The 3,943-nt window shown below is 73.5% G+C and carries 4 protein-coding genes; 3 read left to right on the top strand and 1 reads right to left on the bottom strand.

Annotated features, from left to right (window positions below):
* Positions 1 to 25 precede the first annotated feature (25 nt).
* The 3 genes from G6045_RS39715 (at position 26) to G6045_RS39705 (ending at position 3,289) form a co-directional block, all read left to right on the top strand.
* Entirely contained in the window at positions 26 to 1,357 is a 1,332-nt protein-coding gene (locus G6045_RS39715) for an MFS transporter (protein WP_165337110.1), read from the top strand.
* Positions 1,358 to 1,491: 134 nt separating this feature from the next.
* Positions 1,492 to 2,271, top strand: coding sequence for an SDR family NAD(P)-dependent oxidoreductase (locus G6045_RS39710; RefSeq protein WP_165337109.1), 780 nt, complete (start codon positions 1,492 to 1,494; stop codon positions 2,269 to 2,271).
* A gap of 97 nt (positions 2,272 to 2,368) precedes the next feature.
* Positions 2,369 to 3,289 carry an oxidoreductase gene (locus tag G6045_RS39705; RefSeq protein WP_165337108.1) on the top strand — a complete coding sequence of 307 codons (921 nt, stop codon included), beginning with the start codon at positions 2,369 to 2,371 and terminating at the stop codon, positions 3,287 to 3,289.
* Positions 3,290 to 3,371: 82 nt separating this feature from the next.
* Here G6045_RS39705 and G6045_RS39700 read toward each other — a convergent pair whose 3' ends face one another.
* Positions 3,372 to 3,842 (bottom strand): group III truncated hemoglobin, encoded by a 471-nt coding sequence (locus G6045_RS39700; protein WP_165337107.1) that lies wholly within the window; start codon positions 3,840 to 3,842, stop codon positions 3,372 to 3,374.
* Positions 3,843 to 3,943 lie beyond the last annotated feature (101 nt).

The following is a 3,943-nucleotide window of genomic DNA, read 5'->3' as shown; positions in this document are numbered from 1 at the left end:
CCGCCCGACCACCCTCGCCTTCGCCCTGCTCGGCACGGTCCAGGCCACGCTGATCTTCACGCTCGCCGCACTGGCCGTCCCACTCCCCCGTATCGGCCGCCAATTCGGCCTGGAGCACGCCGACTTGATCCTTCTCAGCGCCTCCTACGGGCTCGCCTTCGCGGGCCTGCTCCTGTTCGGCGGCCGGCTCGCCGACCGGTACGGAGGGCGGCCGGTGTTCGCCGCCGGGCTCCTGGTCTTCGCCGCCGCCTCGGTGCTCGTACCGCTCGCGCCGACGTATCCGGTGCTGCTCGGCGCACGGTTCGGGCAGGGGGTGGGCGCCGCGCTGACCGCGCCCGCCGCGATGGCCCTGCTGCGGGCGCTCTTCCCCCAACCCGCCGCCTACGGACGGGCGATGGCGACCTGGGGCGGGATCAACATGCTCGGCGCGACGGCGGGCAACGTCCTGGCCGGGGTCGCCACGGCGCTGTGGTCCTGGCGGGCGGCGTTCGCGGTGCCGGTGCTCGTGGCGGGGGCGGCGCTCGCTCTCGCGCCCCGGGTGCTTCCGGGCCTCCGGGTGCTTCCGGGCGGCTCCCCGAGGAGCGGGCCCGCCGAGCCGCGCGCCGGCCTCGATCTGCCGGGCGCGCTCCTCGTCACCGCCGGTGTGACGCTGGCCAGTTACGGTCTCGTCGTCTCCGATACGTACAGCTGGATCTCCTATCCCGTACTGGTGCCGCTGCTCGCCGGCGCCGCCGTGCTCACGGCCTTCCTGGCGGTGGAGCGCCGGGCGCGCGATCCTCTGCTGCCGCCCGACTTCCTGCGGGACGGCCGGCGCACGGCCGGGCTGCTCGCGGTCGCGGTGACGGCCGCCGGCGCCTCGGTCACGTTCGTGGTGCTCTCCCTCCAGCTCCAGGAGCAGCGGGGGTGGTCGGCGCTGCAGACCTCGGCGGTGTTCGTGCCGTTCGCGGTGGCGCAGCTGGCCGCCGGGCGCGCGGCCGGGCCGCTGATCGCCCGGATCGGCGCGGCACGGACCACCGCGGGCGGCCTTGTCACGGCTGCCGCCGGGCTCGGACTCATCGCGCTCACGGGGCTGGCCGAGCACATCCCGTATGCCTACGGGCTGCTGCCCGCCACGCTCCTGCTGCCGGCGGGCGCCGCCGTGGCCTTCGCCGGGGCGGCGGTGCTCGCCACCGACAAGGTGCCGGCCGGGCAGGCCGGGCTCGCGGGCGGGGTGTTCAACACCGCGATGGAGCTGGGCGCGTCGGTCGTGTTCGCGGCGGCGCTCTCGCTCGGCGGGGACACGGGGTCCTTCGCAGCCCTGGCCGGCGGGTTCGCGGTGCTTGCGCTGGTCAACTCCCGGGTGGGCAGGCGCCGTTGAGCGCGACTGAAGAGACGCCACTGACCGCGACTGAAGAGACGGCGTTGGTCGCGCCCTGACGCCAAATTCCCTTACCGCTACACCCGTACAGCAAGACCCATACAGCAACACCCCTTACTGAAACAGGAGTCACCATGACCACCACCCGCACCCGCACCCGCTTCGCCGGACAGTCCGTCCTCGTCACCGGTGCCGGCTCCGGCATCGGCCGCGCCGTCGCGCTGGCCTTCGCCGCCGAGGGGGCGGATGTCGTCGTCGCCGGGCGCACGGCGGGGCCGCTCGACGAGACCGTCACCCTGATCGAGGCGGCGGGCGGCGCCGCGTCGGCGGTGGCCGCGGATGTCAGCAAGGCTTCCGACGTACGGGAGTTGGTCGCCGAAACCGTGCGCCGGCACGGGCGCCTGGACGTGGCCGTCAACAACGCGGGCGTCTTCCGCGGCGGCGGGCCGCTCGCCGACCTCGCCGTCGACGACTGGCAGACGCTGCTCGACATCAACGTGACCGGTGTCCTGCACGCACTGCAGGCCGAGATCGGCGTGATGCGGGGCCAGGACGGCGGCGGCACGATCGTCAACATCGCCTCCAACCTCGGCGCCCACACCCGTATCCCCGGCGTCGCGGGCTATCTGACCTCCAAGGCCGCCGTCTCCGCCCTGACCCGCGCGGCCGCGCTCGACCACATCGGCGACGGGGTGCGCATCAACGCGGTCAGCCCCGGCGCCTCCGACACCACGATGTCGCTGCTGCCCGGCGAGAGGGAGGCCGAGCGGGCCGTACGGATGAAGGCGTCGAATCCGCTCGGGCGGGTGTCGAGCCTCGACGAGGTCGCGGCGGCCGTGCTGTACCTGGCGTCCGAGGACGCGGCGTCCGTGGTCGGCACGGATCTGGTGATCGACGGAGGCTCGGCGGCCTGAGCCGGCCGAGTGCGACCCGGGCGGCTGGGCTTACCCGTCGGTAAGCCCAGCCGTACCCTGGCGGTCAACCGAAGTGCAACCTTCCGGAAGGACCGTCATGACCGTCTGGACCGCGCGCGACATCCCCGACCAGAGCGGCCGCACCGCGGTCGTCACCGGCGCCAACAGCGGTATCGGCCTGGCGGCCGCCCGTGAGCTGGCCCGGCGCGGGGCGCGGGTGCTGCTCGCCTGCCGCAGCGAGGCACGCGGCACGCAGGCGCGGGCACGGATCGTGTCCGAAGTCCCGGACGCCGACGTCGACTTCGCGCCCCTGGACCTGGCGGATCTTCAGTCGGTACGGGAGTTCGCGGCCGGCTTCGACGGCGAGCGGCTCGATCTGCTGATCAACAACGCGGGCGTCATGGCGCTCCCGTACGGGAAGACGGCCGACGGCTTCGAGACGCAGTTCGGCGTCAACCACCTCGGGCACTTCGCGCTCACCGGACTGCTCCTTCCGAAGCTGCTCGCGACGGCGGGCGCGCGGGTGGTGAACGTGTCGAGCGGGATGCACTTCGTCTCGAACATCGACATCGGCGATCTCAACTCGGAGAAGAAATACCGGCGTTGGGTGGCCTACGGCCGTTCCAAGAGCGCGAACCTGCTCTTCACTCATGAGCTGGCGCGGCGCCTGGAGGCCACCGGCTCCGAGGTGGTCGCGGCGGCCGCGCACCCGGGGTTCGCGCGGACGAACCTCCAGACGGCGGGGGCGCGCATGGAGGGCCGGCGCCTCGCGGAACGCGTCGCCGGGCTCGGTACGCAGCTCCTCGCCCAGTCCGCCGAGTCGGGCGCGCTGCCCACGCTGTACGCGGCGACGGCGCCGGGGGTGCGTCCGGACTCGTTCACGGGGCCGCGTCTGCAGGGCTGGCGCGGGGCGCCGGTGAAGTCCGTACGCGCGAAGTGGACCCTGAACGATGCGGCGGGGGAACGGTTGTGGGCGGCTTCGGAGCAGCTGACCGGGGTGACGTACGAGCTGAAGTAGGCCGCGTCAGGCGCCGGGCGTGCGTACGGCTCGGGTGGCGGCGGCGTGCGTACGGCTCAGGCTGCGGCGGCGTGCGTACGGCTCAGGCTGCGGCGCGCAGCTCGACCGCCGCGAGCGGGATGAAGCCGGTGCCGTCGCCCGAGGTGTCGAGGCGGCCACCGGAGAGCCGCTTGAGCATGGCGACCGCGATCCGTTCGCCCTGCGCCTTGGCGCGCTCGGCGTTCGGTCCCGCGTGCAGTCCGTCGATGGTGGCGTGCCACAGCTGGACCCAGCGGCCGAAGTGCTCGGCGGTCATCGGCTCGACGGAGTGCAGGGCGGCGTGCGGGGCGAAGGCGTTGCGCTGGTACTCGGCGCTGCGGAAGAGGGCGCGTTCCCAGAAGTCGGTGATCCGGGGCATGTGGATGTCCAGCCTTGTGCCGGCGATCTCCGTGAAGAAGGGGCCGATCTGCGGGTCCGCGAAGGCGGCCGTGTAGAAACGGCGCAGCAGGGCGTCGAGGTCGGCGCGGCCGGTGATGTCGGCGCGGTCACGGGCAGCGAAATGCACGGGGTCCATCCTTCCACGGTCCGCTCCCGTGGTGAGCCCGGACAGGTCCATAGGTCCCGGGTGTGGGGGGCGGATGTCCCGGGCGGGGTTGCTGCCACGGGGGCTCCGCC

The sequence above is a fragment of the Streptomyces mesophilus genome (genome assembly GCF_011044995.1).
GTDB lineage: Bacteria > Actinomycetota > Actinomycetes > Streptomycetales > Streptomycetaceae > Streptomyces > Streptomyces mesophilus.
This window is presented reverse-complemented; position numbering and strand designations above follow the sequence as displayed.

Excerpts from the sequence above, each read along its gene's own strand:
- G6045_RS39700 (WP_165337107.1), bottom strand. The coding sequence starts at position 3,842 with ATGGACCCCGTGCATTTCGCTGCCCGTGACCGCGCCGACATCACCGGC.
- G6045_RS39705 (WP_165337108.1), top strand. The coding sequence starts at position 2,369 with ATGACCGTCTGGACCGCGCGCGACATCCCCGACCAGAGCGGCCGCACC.
- G6045_RS39710 (WP_165337109.1), top strand. The coding sequence starts at position 1,492 with ATGACCACCACCCGCACCCGCACCCGCTTCGCCGGACAGTCCGTCCTC.